The organism is Clostridia bacterium (genome assembly GCA_026414765.1).
In the GTDB taxonomy this organism is placed as follows: domain Bacteria; phylum Bacillota; class Clostridia; order Acetivibrionales; family DSM-27016; genus SKW86.
Genome location: JAOAIJ010000039.1, coordinates 89,689 through 106,469, shown reverse-complemented (window position 1 = coordinate 106,469; position 16,781 = coordinate 89,689). Strand labels below are relative to the sequence as shown.

Here is a 16,781-nt window from a genome sequence, read left to right as displayed (position 1 = left end):
GCTGTTGACTAATGTCAGCAGCTTTATTTAATATATGGGAAATTACTGCTTATTTTCCAGCGTATAAAATATATAGATGTGCATGTCTACCTGGAAACCATAGAAATATTAATATTGCATTTTTATGCATCTGAATGTATAATTATAAATACTATTCAATATAGTTCAAATAATGCCAAGCATCTATAAGTCAGACTTTTGGGAGGTTAACATGGATTTATTAGACATAATGAAAATGGATCAGGAATACTTCATGAATACTTTTGGCAGCAGAACACCTGTATGCTTTACATATGGAAAAGGCATCAACCTCTGGGATACTGAAGGCAGAAAGTACTCCGACTTTTTTTCAGGAATAGCTGTGAGTTCACTGGGACATGCGCATCCAAAGCTTGTGAATGCAATAAAGGAGCAAGCCGAAAAGCTCATACACTGTTCCAACCTTTATTATATTGAACCACAGTCAAAGCTTGCAAAAGTAATTGTAGAAAATTCCTGTGCGGACAAAGTCTTTTTTTCAAACAGTGGAGCGGAAGCAAACGAAGGTGCCATAAAGCTTGCAAGGATTCACTTCTATAAAAAGGGACAGCCGGAAAAGCACGAAATAATAACACTCACAAACTCTTTTCACGGCAGAACCCTTGCTACCGTTGCCGCCACCGGACAACCAAAATATCAGAAACCCTATTATCCCCTTACACCAAGCTTTGTCAATGTGCCGATAAACGATCTTGCTTCACTCGAAAAAGCAATTTGCAGCAAGACTTGTGCAATAATGCTTGAACCCATACAAGGTGAAAGCGGTGTTCATCCCCTTACACCCGAATATATGAAAGGTGTAAAAAAGTTGTGTGACAAAAACGGCTTACTTCTGATTTTTGATGAAGTACAGTGCGGTATAGGCAGAACAGGTAAACTTTTCGGCTATGAGCACTTTGGTATAGAGCCGGATATATTTACTTTAGCTAAAGCTCTTGGCGGAGGAGTTCCAATAGGCGCCATCTGTGCTAAAAAATCAGTTGCTGACAGCTTTGAGCCAGGAGACCACGGGTCCACCTTCGGGGGAAATCCGCTAGCGTGTGCGGCAGGTTTGGCAGTTATGGATGCAATGCTAAACGATAACTTAATAGACAATGCACATAAGGCAGGCAACTATTTCATGGAGAAACTTCTTGGCCTGAAAGCAAAACATAGCTCAATTTCCGAGGTCAGGGGCAAGGGGTTAATGATCGGAGTAGAACTTTCCATTGACAAAGCCAAGGAAATAAAGGATAAATGCATGATAGAGGGTTATCTGTTAGGCAATGTAGGAAGTAATGTTTTAAGGATACTTCCCCCTCTTATCGTTACAGAAAAGGATATCGACGGAATAATAGATGTACTTGATAAAATATTATTTGAAATAGGGGATCAATAAATATGAAATCTGTTTTAGTTTTAGAAGATGGAACATATTTTTCCGGTGAGGCCTTTGGTCATCACGGCGAAACTATAGGTGAGGTTGTATTCAATACCTGTATGACAGGATATCAGGAAATATCCACAGACCCGTCCTATAACGGTCAAATTGTTACTATGACTTATCCCTTGATAGGAAACTACGGTTTCAATGAATTTGACGATGAATCCTATAAACCTCATATACAGGGCTTTATCGTAAAAGAGTTATGCGATGCTCCCAGTAACTGGAGATACAGTGTAAATCCCGAAGAATACTTTACAAAAAACTACATTATCGGGATAAAGGGAATTGACACCCGAGCACTCACTCAGCATATAAGGAAATTTGGAAGCATGTATGGGATTATCTCTACAGAGTGCGGAAATATAGACATACTGCTGGAAAAACTAAAACAGAAGAAGGATGCAAAAAGAAATCTTGTAATGGAAGTGACCACCAAAACTCCCATACACAAACCTGGTACGGGCAAAAGAGTTGTACTTCTTGATTTCGGAGTAAAATACAATATCGTCAGATCTCTTGAAAAAAGGGATTGTGATATATTTATACTCCCTGCATTTTCATCCGTTGAAGAAATCATGGGCTATAATCCGGATGGGATATTACTGTCCAACGGCCCCGGTGATCCTATGGATCTCCCTATGATAAAATCCAACATACAAAAAATTCTCGGCAGGAAGCCAATGCTGGGGATATGTCTGGGACATCAGCTGCTGGGTCTGTCTTTAGGCGGAGACACCTATAAATTAAAGTTCGGGCACCACGGCGGCAACCACCCTGTGAAAGACTTTACCACAGGCCGCTGCTATATAACGTCACAGAATCACAACTACGCACTAAAAAAAGATTTTAGTCCGGATATAACAATAACACATCTGAATGTAAATGATGGCACTGTAGAAGGTTTCAGGCATAAGTTCATGCCTATCATAAGTGTTCAGTACCATCCTGAAGCAGCACCAGGGCCTCAGGACTCAGCATACATCTTTGATGACTTCATCAGGATGATGGAAAAACAGGTGAAATAGGTGGAGGTTCTTTATGCCAAAAATTGAAAATATTAAAAAAGTACTTGTGATAGGTTCAGGTCCCATAATAATCGGTCAGGCTGCAGAGTTTGATTATTCAGGAACGCAGGCCTGCAAATCCCTTAAAGAAGAAGGAATCGAAGTAGTACTTGTAAACAGTAACCCCGCTACCATTATGACCGATGCCGAAGTTGCGGATAAAGTTTATATAGAGCCTATTTCTCTAGAGTTTGTGAAACAAATAATTAAAAAGGAAAAACCTGACGGAATACTTGCATCCCTCGGCGGCCAAACAGGCCTTAATATGGCAGTAGAACTAGCTAATGACGGCATCCTCGAAGAGATGAACGTGGAGCTTTTGGGAACTTCACTTCAGTCAATAAAAAAAGCCGAAGACAGAGAATTATTTAAACGTACTATGCAGGAAATAGGTGAAAAGGTTCCTCACAGTACTATAGTAACAACCCTGACCGATGCTGTCGCCTTTGCCGAAGAGGTCGGCTTTCCCATTATAATACGTCCGGCCTACACTCTAGGTGGAACAGGCGGAGGCATAGCAAATGATATGGATGAGTTCAGGTACATTTGCGGTAAAGGTCTGAAGCTCAGTATGATTAATCAGGTTTTGCTTGAACAGAGTGTTGCGGGATGGAAGGAAATAGAATATGAAGTAGTCAGAGACGGCGCAGATAACTGTATTATCATATGTAATATGGAAAACTTCGACCCGGTAGGTGTTCATACGGGAGACAGTATAGTTGTTGCACCGAGTCAGACTCTGTCAGATATAGAATATCAGATGCTCCGTTCTGCTTCTATTAAAGTCATACGTGCTCTTGATATAAAAGGTGGGTGTAATATCCAATACGCCCTAAATCCTTTAAGTCTTGAATATGTCGTTATCGAAGTTAACCCAAGGGTAAGCCGTTCCAGCGCCCTTGCTTCAAAGGCTACAGGCTACCCTATTGCAAGGGTTGCAGCAAAGATTGCTATAGGCCTTAACCTTGATGAGATAAAAAACTCGGTAACTCAGAACACCTATGCATGCTTTGAACCTTCACTCGACTATGTTGTCACAAAGGTTCCAAGGTGGCCCTTCGATAAATTCACTACTGCAGACAGAAGTCTGGGTACACAGATGAAGGCGACCGGAGAAGTAATGGCTATCGGCAGAACTTTTGAAGAATCACTGCTGAAAGCTATAGATTCACTTGATATAAAATTCAACTATCAGTTGGGTTTAAGTCTATTTGAAAATAAAACAAAGGAAGAGCTCATTGAATCAATAAAAAAACCTAATGACCAGAGGATTTTTGCTATATGCAAGGCTCTTCAGAAAGGTGTTACTGCCGGAGAAATCGTCAATATCACCAAAATAGATGAGTTCTTTATTAGAAAGCTCAAAAAAATAGTAAAGCTTGCGGAAGAAATCAAACGTGCAGGTATTGCATGGCTCGACTATGACTTATACTCAAGGGCAAAGAAAATAGGCTTTGGTGATTCATATATTGCAAATCTGGCTAATGTTTCCCTTGAAAGTATACTGGAGCTGAGAGATAAGTATCCCATAAATCCCGTATATAAAATTGTTGATACTTGTGCAGGTGAGTTTGAAGCCGTTACACCTTACTATTACTCTACCTATGAAGAAAAAGATGATGTTATCGTATCGGAAAACGAAAAGGTTCTTGTTATCGGCTCAGGCCCTATAAGAATCGGGCAGGGAATAGAATTTGACTACTGCAGCGTTCACTCTGTAAGAGCGCTTAAAGAACTCAACCTTGAGTCGATTATCATAAACAACAATCCCGAAACTGTCAGCACAGATTTCGATACATCAGATAAGCTCTATTTTGAACCCCTTACCAAGGAATGCGTATTGGATATTATAAGAAAAGAAAAACCGATTGGGGTTATTGTTCAGTTTGGAGGGCAGACAGCTATCAACCTTGCAGGTCCTCTGCACAAGGAAGGTGTAAAAATTCTGGGTACCAATGTAGAAGACATCGACATAGCCGAGGACAGGGATAAATTTCTTAAGTTGCTTGAAGAACTTGATATTCCTATCCCTCCCGGAAATACAGTTTTCTCATTTGATCAAGCTAAAGAAGTTGCAGCCAAAATCGGGTATCCGGTGCTTGTAAGACCTTCTTACGTGCTAGGCGGCAGAGCTATGGAAATCGTGTATAATGATTCGGCTCTTGAGGAATATATGAGCCTTGCTGTTGATATATCTACCAAACATCCGATATTGATAGATAAGTATATTACAGGTAAGGAAGTTGAAGTAGATGGAATATGCGACGGTACCGAGGTGCTTATCCCAGGTATAATGGAACATGTGGAAAGAGCCGGAGTACACTCAGGCGACAGTATAGCCATATACCCCCCGAGAACTCTCGATAAAAAAACGAAAGATACTGTTGTGGATTATACAATGAAGCTTGCTAAAGCTTTAAATGTTAAAGGATTATTCAATATACAATTTGTACTTGATGAAAACAACAAGGTTTATGTAATTGAAGTTAACCCACGTGCAAGCCGTACAGTTCCGGTTATGAGTAAAATAACAGGGATACCTATGGTAAATGTTGCTACAAAGCTCATAATGGGTAAAAAACTCAAAGACCTTGGCTATAAACCGGGACTTGCAAAAGAGACGGAATTTACAGCTGTAAAAGCTCCCGTATTTTCTTTCTCAAAACTGGCCACAGTTGATACGTTCCTTGGACCTGAAATGAAGTCTACAGGCGAAGTTATGGGCGTAGACAAGGATTTCCTCAGTGCCTTGTATAAAGCATTTGTCGCTTCCGGCCTCAAGATCCCGCTTGGCGGAAGTGTTCTGCTCTCAGTAGCTGACAGGGATAAGGACGAATGTATTGATATAGCTCACAGGCTTTCAGAACTGAATTTCAGACTCATGGCAACTGAAGATACCTATAATTTCCTATCAGGAGCAGGTGTAGAAGTTGATGCTGTATCAAGTGATGATATTATAGATTATATCAAGAATGATAAGGTACAGTTTATAATAAATACTCCAACAAAGGGGAAGATTGCTTCCAGACTCGGATTTCTTCTGAGAAGGACTGCTATCGAATACAATGTTCCCTGTATAACTTCACTGGATACTACCAAAGCAGCCCTTCAGGTAATAGATCACATAATACATCAAAGAGAAACAGAAATATATTCTTTGGATGATTATTCTGCTTACTCGGGCTGCATACAGTAAATAAAAATTAGATTGATATTAGAGTTTTAGAAAATTTGCTATGTTAATGTGGAGGTTGACTACTATGAAGCACTTAATCAGTCTTTATGATCTGACTATCGAAGATTTTGAAGAAATATTCAAACTTGCTGAAAAACTCAAAAGACAAACAAAAGAAGGTATCCAGCATCATATTCTGAAAGGTAAGACCCTTGGCATGATATTTACCAAATCTTCTACCAGAACAAGGGTATCTTTTGAGGTGGGTATGTATCAGTTAGGGGGCTATTCCCTTTTCCTTAGCTCCAATGACATTCAGTTGGGCCGTGGGGAAACCATTTATGATACAGCTCAGGTTTTATCCAGATATATTGACGGAATAATGATCCGAACATATAAACACAGTGATGTGGAAGAGCTGGCCAAATTCGGGAACATCCCAGTAATAAACGGTTTGACTGATTTAATGCACCCATGTCAGATATTGGCTGATTTGTTTACCGTATATGAACATAAGGGTACACTGAAAGGACTGAAGCTTGCATATGTAGGAGATGGCAATAACGTGGCAAACTCTTTACTGCATGGCTGCGCTAAGGTCGGAATGGATATAGCCGTTGCAACGCCAAAAGGTTATGAGTGCGATAGAAACATAACTTTTGAAGCACATGAGGATTCAAAACTTTCAGGCTCGGAGATTATCCTAACGCAAGACCCTGTAGAAGCTGTAAAGGATGCTGATGTAATATATACAGATACATGGGTTAGTATGGGTCAGGAAGCTGAGAAGGAACAGCGGGTAAAATTATTCATGCCTTACCAGGTAAACAGTGAGTTATTATCACATGCCAAGGAAGATGCCATATTCCTTCATTGCTTGCCTGCTTACAGGGGCTATGAAGTAACCGAAGAAATTCTGGATGGGCCTCAATCTGTCATTTTCGATGAGGCAGAAAACAGACTGCATGTACAGAAGGCTATCATGGCACTTCTTATGAATAAATAAGATTTAGAGGTAAGTGCGAAATGAATTATTCGTTTTTAATCAGAAGAGCTGTTACAGAAGATGCAGAAGCTATTCAGAGCATTATGCAGGAAGCTTTTAAGAAATACATGCATGATACGGGTCTGGTCGGCAGTATGGAAGCCTTGGAAGAATCAGTGGATGCCATACGGAATGATATAGAAACAAAGCTGGTCTATATTGCCCTTATAGACGATGTACCCGTTGGTACGATCAGACTGCAGCTAAATCCTGACAATACAGCTTATATAAGCAGGTTCGGAGTATGTCTCCAGTATCATAATATTGGGATAGGAAAATCATTGATGAATCTTGTAGACAAGATACTGAAAACAAAAGGCATTACAAAGGTAAGTCTCCATACAGCTTCAAAATACAGGGATCTGGTACGTTTTTATTATGGAAGGGGTTTCTATATAGATTCAACCAGTAAGGACAGAGGCTACGTAAGGGCTTTGCTGGTCAAAGAGTATGAATAAGAATCTATGAGAGATAATCTGCTGTAACTAGCAAAATAAACTCTACTTTTACAAAAAGTTCTAGCCTATCGGAAAGCAAAAATTTTAATCATAGTGACCAAGTAAATCCAAGAGCAAGCACATGATAAAATCCTCACAAATCAGCAAATTGCTGGCATGCGAGGATTTTTTGCTGCACGTGAGAATAATCATCACAGTCTTCCATACCTATTGACAAATATTTCTTACAAGTGTAGTATATAATTATTCTTACAAATGTAGTCCATAGTTAGGAGTGATTTATTAATGTCCATTCCACAAATATCTGACGCGGAATTTGAAGTAATGAAAATATTATGGGAGCTTCATGATGCCACAAGTACCCAAATAGTTGAGAAACTTGCAGAGACTTCCGATTGGAAGCCTAAAACCATACATACACTCATAGCACGTCTGGTAGCGAAAGAAGCGGTTACCGCAAAAAAAATAGACGGAAAATCTTATTTATACTCACCAAACGTATCTGAGGATGACTATAAAAGCTATGCAAGCAAATCCTTTCTCCAAAGGTTATACAACGGATCTCTGAACTTAATGCTAACAAGTTATGTAAAAGAAAAAAGACTTTCAAAAGAAGAAATAAATGAGCTTAAGAAGCTGCTTGACGAGGAGGTGTAAGAATAATGGAATCCATGTTTTTACTGGTTTTATCCACATCCTTATACGCAAGCGTTGTAGGAGCAGTCATAATAATACTTAAAGCGATACTAAAAAACAGAATCAGTCCGAAATGGCATTATATAGTATGGATAATTCTTATGCTGAAGCTACTTATCCCCTTCGGTCCGGAAAGTGCTGTAAGCCTATTCAATACTATACCCGAAATACCGCAGCAAACAAGTTTTACCAAAATGTATGAGGAGTACCGCCAATCATCTATCTCCATCCGTCAGGAAAACTCATATACCCTGCCGTCTTTTACAACGCGGGATTCATTACTTTTCCTCGCCGCAAAGGCTGAAACAGCCACCCCATATATCTGGCTTGCCGGCGCAATGTTGATGCTATGCTGGCTGCTATTTACAAACCACTCATTGAATAAACGGATAAAAGCTTCCATGATTCCGGTACCGGAATCCATAACCCACATTCTTGAAGAATGTAAGGAAAAAATGGGAGTAAAAAAAGATCTCCGCATTGTTATCCAAAACATAATCCGTACTCCGTCACTTTTAGGAGTGTTTAGCCCGAAAATCCTGATAACTCCTGCAATTTTAGATCTTAGCCACAGAGAGATTTCATACGTTCTATTACACGAACTTGCTCATTATAAAAGGAAGGATTTGATTGCAAACCACCTTTTACTTTTACTTCAATTAATCCACTGGTTTAATCCGGTAATATGGTACTGTTTTAAAAGAATACGTCTGGATATGGAAGTAGCTGCTGACGAACAGGTGCTTACACTATTGAAATCTACAGAGCAAAAGGAATATGGAAAAGCTCTTCTGTCAGTAGTTGAAACTTTCAGCTATACAAGGCTTGCACCTAGGCTAATCGGTATGATTGATGATAAAAAAAATATTGAAAAAAGAATAAAAATGATAAAAATGACAAGCTTTTTTAAGAGCAGAAGAAGAACTGTCCTTGTAATCGGTATACTCTGCATTACCATATTAAGCGGTGTTTTACTTACCAGCAGCCTTACAAAAGATGATTCTGCACTGGATCAGAAAGAAAACACTGTTCTATCAGATGAGTACAATGCTGCTACACTACTGAAATTTAAGACTGCCTATGTAGGAGACAACAGTAAAGTTGTAAATCTGCTCAACAGTCTGCCGCTTGCGAATATGCGCAGGGAGGTTTCCCTTAAAACCGGTAGCAGGCCATATGGAATCTCAGTACAATATGACTTAAATACTTCCAGTCTGGATACAGGATTAATCGAATCTACTTTTAGGAAAAATGCCACTGCAATGTTCGCGTTAATAGATAATGTAGATGAAATCAATTTCATTTCAAGCTTTTCCGGAAAAGAAAAAAGTTATCGGTATAATAGGGAGCACCTGCAAAAAAGCTATAATAAAGATCTGAGAGAATATGCAAAGGACACAAATGCACTAAAAACTTTACTATATGGTTTTTCAATGAATTTTGCAGCATATCCCGAAAAGTACGCATTGACGATGTCAAGTACACCGGGTATCCGCATACTGGCACAGTTCAGAGGTACGGCAGACATGGTTGAATACTCAGCAACAAGTGGCAGGTTAATGACATGGGACAGCACCAGCGGGAAGATTACTGAATATGGACAAAACGCTAAATTGCCATTGTCTGCGCCAATATACTGGGGACCTTCGGCAGATGAAACAGATAAAGCTCAGGACGGAATTATCGTAAAAGCTGCAATTTATTATAAAAATGTTAAATTGACGCAAAAGCAATTGACTATTAAACTTGATACCCCAACTTATTCTTATACTGTTGTGCCGTCCGATGATGTAATTATAGCAGATACCACACCAAACGAGCCCCAAAATCCTAAAACTGTTGAAGAGGCTGTAAGCATTGCTATCAAAGCCAAAGGCGAGGGATATGTATCCGGAGAAACTTCTACGGAAGGACATATTATATTTGACATGGAAGAGAAAAACGGAAAAACAAAAGTCTATACAATTGCAAGCTATGGAGCTTTTGGATTTGAAAACGGAATTTTTACAAAGGTAAGCGGCAGTGGAGCTATTGCAACAGTACTGACTTTCTCCAGGAATGAAAAAGGTGAGTACACACTGCTGGAGTATAAGGAGCCTATGGATGGCTCTTACAATCTTAAATCGAAGAAAGACATGTTTCCCCGAAAGCTTTGGGATAGTGTTATTTCAGAGCATAAATATTATCCTGACCTTGCAAAGCAGCAGGAAGAACAAGCAAAAAAATATCTCCAGAGTATAAACAGAAAAGCGACGGTCAGTGAAGCATATACGGAAAAAACCCTTCCAAAGATTGACGTTGAGGCATCCAATAAGATTTTTACCGAATATACCAAGTTTGACGCAGAGCTCAATAAATTTCCATATTGGCTGGGCACTAAAGAATCAGTAGAAAATGGTATGAGATATATTTATGAGACTTCCCAGAGCAAAACCAGTGACGGCTATGACTTGATATCCTTTAAGAAAACCAGGGAAGATGGAGCTGTTGTAAAGGAATATCAGTATAAGATTATCGGAAATAAAATTTATCCCTTAAATCAAAAATAAACACTTTCATCAAAGGGTTACCTGAGGAAAGCCTCCTCCCGTAACCCTTTCATTATCAAGAGAAGTAGATGTCCGGGTATATGTGTCACAACCTTTTTACAAATTGATACTGCGCATTGCTTTCATTATATACATAAATATCAAATAACTTTTCTACACTCACAGGATTAGCCTGGTTGCCTTGCATATATATTCTTTTCAATATAGAATGTATCAGTTCCCCGTTATCCGAAAAGCTGATGCCTGCTGTAACTTCAAAGCAGTGCTGCGGAAAATAGCTTTGATCATAAAAATTAGCTAACCCCTGCCATACATTTTTATATCCCTTACTTGTATTTTTTATCACGTGGAAATTGACGCTTGAAGCACCAGTACCCGATTCGTCCATACTAGCCAGAATTATATTAGGATGCCGGATTTGGACAGATACAATAAGCTTTACCCGGGTTCCGAAAATTTCTTTGTACTTACCATCAGTATCCTCAAAAATGCTAAAAGCTCCATCGTACTTATTTGCATTTGCATAAGCTATTATCATGGATTTTGCAGTTATAGGGTCAAAACATTTTTGTATAATTATATTCTTTTTATCCAGCAAACCGGGATTTTCTAATTTTGAATATATTGAATTGCAAACCCATTCAGGCAACTCACCGTCAACCAGATTAGCAACTTGCGGCATGTGATCACTCCTTATCGTAATTAGGTTATTGATACAAAAATACTTGCTGATTGATGCAACCGGTAAAGTTCTGTAAATCAGCAAACAATTCCTTAATATATAGTATGAATAACCAACGGATAAGGTTCACTTTATCCCATTTTATGTTGCCATTCGACAAACACCTTCACTCAAGAAATAGGTAGATACTTCATAGAATACTATAAAGTCTCCCCATCTCACTGATTAAGTTATAGTATTTTCAAACTATTTGAGAACTCACAACACCTGTAGGTTCTTATAAAGTTTGAAAAAAACTCCTAAATCTCATAATGTATGAAAAAATTTTACACTTAAGTTCCCGTAATGCCTATAAAATTGTCGAATAATACATAGTTACTTCCCATGAATTTTTATATATCTAAAGTGTCCCTGTCTATTTTACTCACTACTTACTATGAAGGTTTTCTGGTCAGTAAATATCAATAAAACCTTTTTGAACATAGAGGTCCTTAGAAATTAAAGGGTAAAATTGGATATACCCTGTTTTCTTCGTTAAGTTTTATTCTTCTTAATCCTTATCAAATTCCTAATATTCCCGAGTTGGTTAATGAATCTTTCTTTACCCTTCTTAACTTTCAGTTTCCATTTAAGTCTTTTGGCCAATTTCAGCTTCCAGTCTAGGCAGTTTCTGAAGTAAGATTCCAATTGTAAGACATTTTCATAATATGACTTTGTCCAGAGATTAAAAGTTGAAAATTCCTCTATTTCTAATTTTTTCCCGTCTACAGAGATATTAAAATACCTTTCAATTGCATAATGCATACTTGAGTTCAAAATTTTGTTTATTAAATGTATAAGTTCAGTATCTACATATGGTACAAACTGGAATATTCGATTAGATGATTCATTAATAGCTCGTATTTTATTATACAGTAGATCAATATGATGCTTTTTTTCAGAGTTAAATAACCTGCATAATCTTTCGATATCATCTTTCCGTAAATTAAACATGGATATTGCATTATGATTTTCAGTTAGGTCGTCATGAAGAATATAGAGTATACTTGAAGAATAATTTACAATATTTTCAACAAAAATTGCTATTGAACTTTTTACATAAGCATCATTTCTTTTTTCCGGATATTTCACAACAAGTAAATAGAAAAAATAGCTTACAATATATCCCATAGCAAACTCATTTATTTTATTTTTGATATAGTTTTGTGTATTTATATCTAATGAGTTTAAAAGGGGAAAAAATCTAAAGGACATTCCATTGATTATTATGATAGATAAGCAAATTACCGCTAATATTAAAATCCATATATCAATACTTATTAACTGTTTCCTAAATCCATTTTTCATTTAAGGCTTCCTCATTTATTATCTTAGTTTACTTTTCAATACCAGTTTTGTATACTCGACCTGGTGTATGAATTTGCCTTCCAAAATATGGATGATTTTATTTTACCTCTTGTAAGAAACTATTTCAATATATAACCAAATAATAAATCTTTATTGGAATAAAAAAAGCTGGGCCGGATATGCAGCGGATATGCGCCCAGCTTTTTTCTCACTACTCTCCCCATATATAATCATTTCAATATCAATCATGTTCGGCCTACTTCTTTCAAATCCTTATTATCATTATTCGGATTATAAATCCTCTGAAAAATGTTTTTAGACTGCCTATATCTCAAAATATAAACTTTTATGAACCATAAAGAACTCAGATAATTATATTTTTTTAGTAGATAAGGATTCCACAAGTACCATAGTTTACAATCTTGTCAGCATAAGGTTCTTGCAAATAAGGAAAAGGATGTTCTCCGACATCGGAATTAGCTTTGTGCCATTAGAATTTATGGGAGGGGACTTTGTATCAATCGACAAAGATCGTGATTTTCTATAATACTTTTTGAAACTTTTTGAGAACCGACACCTAGTAGCTATCAATTCAATCAATAGGTTCCACATGGATGTGTACACTTTCAATGTTATCAAATGTCTTCCGTATTTTATTTGATATGTTTTTTGTAATGACTTCTGTTTTTTCGGTAGTATAGCTGCTGCACATCTCACAGTGTAAAAATATGGTGATCCTGTCTCCTCCTCTGTATACCCTTATATCATGGCAGTTTAACTTGTCAGGAGCTTTATTTAGCAAACACTCTATCTCCTCTATCAGGTTTTTACTGCTTTCGGTAATATCTTCTGCTACAATATGCCGCTGTTTTACATATTCAAAATTTACACTTACATCTTCAATATTTTCAATGCTCTCCTGGATCTTTTTGCTTATATCATGGGAAAGCTCATGGGAATCCTTCAAACTCATAGTCTCCCTGACTTCTATGTGGACAGAGATATACTTCTTTCCTGAAACCTCATATATATGAATATTATGAATATTTGTACAAACAGGAAACTTGTCAACAATACGTTTTACAGCATGGTATACCTCCCTGTCTTCAGCCCCTGCCATATCAACCGGAAATGTACCTATTACTATGTCGCTGTTAGGAATCTTATTCTGAAGTCTCTCTCTTACTTCATCTACAATACAGTGTACTACCCTATGGCTTTCGTTTCTGTTTATACCTACGTTTATATCTATAAAGTAGTTTGGCCCCGAAGGTCTGACCCTTACACTTGCTACATCCAGAATTCCCTTAATATCATTTACCTCATGCAGTATGGTATTAACCATACCTTTAGGCGCTGTATCCAGCAACACATCTATTGTCCGTTTCCCTAACTTCATACTTACCACAATAACCAGCACCGATACCCCTAAGGCTGCAACCGGATCACCAAAATCCAAGGCTGCAATGCCGAAGTAATCACCCGCGGCAACACATATTAATCCGCCTATTACAACAAGCGAGCTCCAGACATCACTGTCAAAATGCAGGGCATCTGCTTCAAGGGCCTGACTTCCATATTTTTTTGCAACTTTCTTGAGTGCCCTAGCCCTTGATATGTTTATTACTATGGAGAGCACCATTATCCCTACTCCCCAGGTAGCTTCAATTGTGTCAATAGGTGCAGCTTTGCCGAGCAAAAGTCTTTCTGCAGCTTCATACATAATCCATCCGCATGTAATAAGTAATAATGCAGTTTCAATAAGTGCAGAAAAGCTTTCTATCTTTCCATGTCCATAGTTATGCTCCATATCTGCAGGCTTATCAGCCATTCTGACAGCAAAAAAAGTTACTACTGCCGCGCCCATATCCAGCGCCGAATGTGCTGCCTCCGCCATAATACCTAAACTACCTGTCGCAGCACCTATTACGATTTTTATTACTGTAAGAAAAACAGCCGCAATAACTGAAGTAAATGCTACTCTTTGCTTTTCCCCGCTCATACTAACCTCCTGATACATAGACAATAAAAAACCCGCAAGACAATTTTATATGTCCCACGGGTACTTGTTACTCCGCTGCCTGAAGGATTTTAAATCCACCATTTGGCCCAGCCCCACAAACGTAAATTTACGTTCATCGCCTGCTCATATTATACAAAGTATTAACTTTTATCTGCCAACACAAGATAATTGGTAATAAAAGTATAACTTGAACAGCTTGTTCCTGTCAATACTATATTTTTATATCAGGCATGTATTTTTAGTTAACCTTATTGTGACAGATAAATTTTTATTACTCGGACTAAATACTACGAGTGTAAGAAGCTGCTTAATTCAACTCGGGTCAAATCAAATTTTCCTAATCTCCATCCACTTCTATTTTTTGCACAGATCTTCTTTCTGTATCATATTCTATATCTTCATTCAGTATTTTTTCAGTTTTTTTTCAGTATTTTTTCAAACTTTTTCCAATATAGTACCTATAAAATGGTTCGTAAGAAATAACCAAATTATTGCAGCTGCAAAGAATTGTGAAATGATTTCAAATCATGCTGATGTTCCAAAAAACAAACCAAAACACTAAGGAGGTATATATTATGAAAAAGGTCATATCAATTATAGTTACTCTGTCGCTATTATTGACATTTTTATGTACAAGTATCGCAGCACCCGCGCCTGCATGGCCTGTTCTGAAAAATGGAAACAACGGTACCAATGTATACTCGCTGCAATATCTGCTGGTCTACCATGGCTACAATATCACAGTAGACGGCGCCTTTGGCCCTGGAACAGAAACAGCAGTCAAAAACTTTCAGACAAGCAAAGGTTTATACCCTGATGGGATCGTCGGCACAAACACCTGGACAAAACTGGTTGTAACCGTACAAACCAATTCCAACAATTCAGCAGTAAAAGCTTTACAGTACCAGTTGAAAAACAAGTATGGTTACAGCATTACAGTAGATGGTGCCTTTGGCCCTGGGACAAGCAGTGCAGTAAAGAACTTGCAGGCAAAAATCGGTCTGGAGCCCGATGCCATTGTCGGTCCAAGAACTTGGCAGTATATCATGGGCAACAGCGGTCCGATCAGTGATTTCTTCACCAGCAGATCATCCTGGCTAAGGCCACTGAAAGATGCTTCATTCCTGGATCCCCTTGAAGGCGTAAGGGCATTTGGCAGGAGCAGGAACAGTTCAACCAGAACACATGCAGGCATAGATTTTGTTGCCGATCCAGGTACAAAGGTATATTCAATGACCAGTGGAACTGTAATCTATGCAGGCGATTTTGATATAGGCACCGGACAAGTCATTGTAAGGAATTCCGATAATACTATAGCGCGTTATTGCGAAATGCAGCCGTCACAAACACTTATAGACAATTATAAAGCGGGAAAAACCACTTCCGTATCCAGGGGTACTGAGCTTGGGTATCTGATAAGGAACAATACCAGCGAACGGTCATGTATGCTGCACCTTGAAGTGTATCAAGGTACTGTCAGCGGTGGATGGGATACTCTCACAAATTATTCCAATAATACATACACCTATGTGCCAGACGGCGCATATGGCATTTATCAACGCAGATCAGACTTGCAGAATCCTATGGGGGCAAGAAATCTGCCGACATACTGATACAACTAAAAGCCTGTTTAGAGTGGGGTAAAACACTTTACACACACCCTAAACAAGCAATACCACCGGTCAGAATTTGGGTATTTATTTGCTTCACCATCTTCATTATGCAGGATTTGGGGACCCTTTGGGGTCCGCAAATCCTGTTTTGGAGCAAAAGAACTGCTATCGTTTTATTTAATTATCGTGGTCGTGACACACCATATCCACAACTATGGCCAAAGCTAACGTCCCTACCTGATCCTGACGATCATCTATGTCTACTCCGTAAGTATCGGCAAATGAGAAAAACTGTTTTGATATACCCGCTATCTGCTGCCCATCCTTAAACAGGCCAAACTCATGGGCCCAAAAGTCTCCTTCTACGTAGTATCGGCTCACTGGACTAGTTATTTCAAAATCATTTCTAAAAAATGCAAATTTCTTCTTAACGTTTGCTATATGCTCTCCACCTATATAAATATCATACTCAGGCATGAATCTGAAGACTTTCTGCTCAATATAGCATAATTCATTGCCTGACAAATCAAATATTCGTAGTTTTTTACCAAAAGATAATAGCTGGCTTCTTACTACAAACAAATCATTTCCGAATTCATCCTTTATAGTGAAACTGTCACCCAATGAAAAAATCTTTTGTCTTACGATATATCTCATTATTATC

12 protein-coding genes and 1 riboswitch are annotated in these 16,781 nt (G+C 38.2%); of the genes, 8 read left to right on the top strand and 4 right to left on the bottom strand.

The window, feature by feature from the left end; translation table 11 throughout:
* Window positions 1-211: 211 nt before the first annotated feature.
* The 7 genes from N3I35_14475 to N3I35_14445 all read left to right on the top strand — a co-directional run bounded on the left by N3I35_14475 (window position 212) and on the right by N3I35_14445 (window position 10,452).
* Complete coding sequence (locus N3I35_14475; GenBank protein MCX8131290.1) at window positions 212-1,417, top strand: aspartate aminotransferase family protein; 1,206 nt, start codon at window positions 212-214, stop codon at window positions 1,415-1,417.
* A 2-nt stretch (window positions 1,418-1,419) separates the two neighbouring features.
* The gene (gene carA / locus N3I35_14470; protein ID MCX8131289.1) at window positions 1,420-2,490 is read left to right on the top strand and encodes a glutamine-hydrolyzing carbamoyl-phosphate synthase small subunit; all 1,071 of its coding nucleotides are present in this window, start codon (window positions 1,420-1,422) and stop codon (window positions 2,488-2,490) included.
* 13 nt (window positions 2,491-2,503) lie between these two features.
* Entirely contained in the window at window positions 2,504-5,725 is a 3,222-nt protein-coding gene (gene carB / locus N3I35_14465; protein ID MCX8131288.1) for a carbamoyl-phosphate synthase large subunit, read from the top strand.
* Window positions 5,726-5,789: 64 nt separating this feature from the next.
* Window positions 5,790-6,710, top strand: coding sequence for an ornithine carbamoyltransferase (argF, locus tag N3I35_14460; protein ID MCX8131287.1), 921 nt, complete (start codon window positions 5,790-5,792; stop codon window positions 6,708-6,710).
* 20 nt (window positions 6,711-6,730) lie between these two features.
* Complete coding sequence (locus tag N3I35_14455) at window positions 6,731-7,207, top strand: GNAT family N-acetyltransferase (GenBank protein MCX8131286.1); 477 nt, start codon at window positions 6,731-6,733, stop codon at window positions 7,205-7,207.
* 285 nt (window positions 7,208-7,492) lie between these two features.
* Window positions 7,493-7,864 carry a BlaI/MecI/CopY family transcriptional regulator gene (locus tag N3I35_14450; GenBank protein ID MCX8131285.1) on the top strand — a complete coding sequence of 124 codons (372 nt, stop codon included), beginning with the start codon at window positions 7,493-7,495 and terminating at the stop codon, window positions 7,862-7,864.
* 5 nt (window positions 7,865-7,869) lie between these two features.
* On the top strand, window positions 7,870-10,452 hold the full coding sequence (locus N3I35_14445; protein ID MCX8131284.1) for a DUF4825 domain-containing protein: 2,583 nt from the start codon (window positions 7,870-7,872) through the stop codon (window positions 10,450-10,452).
* An 85-nt stretch (window positions 10,453-10,537) separates the two neighbouring features.
* Here N3I35_14445 and N3I35_14440 read toward each other — a convergent pair whose 3' ends face one another.
* The 3 genes from N3I35_14440 to N3I35_14430 form a co-directional block, all read right to left on the bottom strand.
* Entirely contained in the window at window positions 10,538-11,134 is a 597-nt protein-coding gene (locus N3I35_14440; GenBank protein MCX8131283.1) for a hypothetical protein, read from the bottom strand.
* Between the two features lie 534 nt (window positions 11,135-11,668).
* Window positions 11,669-12,481 carry a hypothetical protein gene (locus N3I35_14435; GenBank protein ID MCX8131282.1) on the bottom strand — a complete coding sequence of 271 codons (813 nt, stop codon included), beginning with the start codon at window positions 12,479-12,481 and terminating at the stop codon, window positions 11,669-11,671.
* Between the two features lie 592 nt (window positions 12,482-13,073).
* On the bottom strand, window positions 13,074-14,483 hold the full coding sequence (locus N3I35_14430) for a cation-efflux pump (GenBank protein ID MCX8131281.1): 1,410 nt from the start codon (window positions 14,481-14,483) through the stop codon (window positions 13,074-13,076).
* 47 nt (window positions 14,484-14,530) lie between these two features.
* A riboswitch (NiCo riboswitch) is annotated at window positions 14,531-14,641 on the bottom strand.
* A 438-nt stretch (window positions 14,642-15,079) separates the two neighbouring features.
* On the opposite strand from N3I35_14430, the gene N3I35_14425 reads away from it, so the two are divergent.
* A complete protein-coding gene (locus N3I35_14425) occupies window positions 15,080-16,117 on the top strand; it encodes a peptidoglycan-binding protein (protein MCX8131280.1) in 1,038 nt (345 codons plus the stop codon).
* Window positions 16,118-16,294: 177 nt separating this feature from the next.
* Here the strand turns inward: N3I35_14425 and N3I35_14420 are convergent, their stop codons facing one another.
* Window positions 16,295-16,774, bottom strand: coding sequence for an LURP-one-related family protein (locus N3I35_14420; GenBank protein ID MCX8131279.1), 480 nt, complete (start codon window positions 16,772-16,774; stop codon window positions 16,295-16,297).
* Between the last annotated feature and the right edge of the window lie 7 nt (window positions 16,775-16,781).

Bases quoted from the DNA above. Each gene is read 5' to 3' on its own strand.
- N3I35_14475 (MCX8131290.1), top strand. From the start codon at position 212: ATGGATTTATTAGACATAATGAAAATGGATCAGGAATACTTCATGAAT.
- carA (MCX8131289.1), top strand. From the start codon at position 1,420: ATGAAATCTGTTTTAGTTTTAGAAGATGGAACATATTTTTCCGGTGAG.
- carB (MCX8131288.1), top strand. From the start codon at position 2,504: ATGCCAAAAATTGAAAATATTAAAAAAGTACTTGTGATAGGTTCAGGT.
- argF (MCX8131287.1), top strand. From the start codon at position 5,790: ATGAAGCACTTAATCAGTCTTTATGATCTGACTATCGAAGATTTTGAA.
- N3I35_14455 (MCX8131286.1), top strand. From the start codon at position 6,731: ATGAATTATTCGTTTTTAATCAGAAGAGCTGTTACAGAAGATGCAGAA.
- N3I35_14450 (MCX8131285.1), top strand. From the start codon at position 7,493: ATGTCCATTCCACAAATATCTGACGCGGAATTTGAAGTAATGAAAATA.
- N3I35_14445 (MCX8131284.1), top strand. From the start codon at position 7,870: ATGGAATCCATGTTTTTACTGGTTTTATCCACATCCTTATACGCAAGC.
- N3I35_14440 (MCX8131283.1), bottom strand. From the start codon at position 11,134: ATGCCGCAAGTTGCTAATCTGGTTGACGGTGAGTTGCCTGAATGGGTT.
- N3I35_14435 (MCX8131282.1), bottom strand. From the start codon at position 12,481: ATGAAAAATGGATTTAGGAAACAGTTAATAAGTATTGATATATGGATT.
- N3I35_14430 (MCX8131281.1), bottom strand. From the start codon at position 14,483: ATGAGCGGGGAAAAGCAAAGAGTAGCATTTACTTCAGTTATTGCGGCT.
- N3I35_14425 (MCX8131280.1), top strand. From the start codon at position 15,080: ATGAAAAAGGTCATATCAATTATAGTTACTCTGTCGCTATTATTGACA.
- N3I35_14420 (MCX8131279.1), bottom strand. From the start codon at position 16,774: ATGAGATATATCGTAAGACAAAAGATTTTTTCATTGGGTGACAGTTTC.